1 pseudogene is annotated in these 262 nt (G+C 77.5%); it reads left to right on the top strand.

Annotated elements, in window-relative coordinates:
• Positions 1 to 5: 5 nt before the first annotated feature.
• Positions 6 to 262, top strand: a pseudogene (locus KVS71_RS17715) (deoxyribonuclease); the annotation flags it as partial.

Here is a 262-nt window from a genome sequence, read left to right as displayed (position 1 = left end):
ACGACATCCACGCGCCCCCAGAGACCCCCGATGGCCCTTCGACAGGCACAGGGACCCTGGCTCCGACAGGCTCAGGGACCCAGGGGCTTTCGCACACCGAGCAGCTCGACCGGGCGGAGGCGGACGGCGTCATCGGCGTCGTGCAGGCATCCGGGGACATCGAGTCGTCCCGCTGGGCGGGCGAGGCCGGCGCGGCCGCCCCCCGGGGCCTCCCCGCGGGCGCCCACCACCCGCACGACGCCCCCCCGCACGCGGAGGGGGG

It is taken from the genome of Microbacterium sp. GbtcB4 (assembly GCF_019091465.1).
Taxonomy (GTDB): Bacteria; Actinomycetota; Actinomycetes; order Actinomycetales; family Microbacteriaceae; genus Microbacterium; species Microbacterium paraoxydans.
This window is presented reverse-complemented; position numbering and strand designations above follow the sequence as displayed.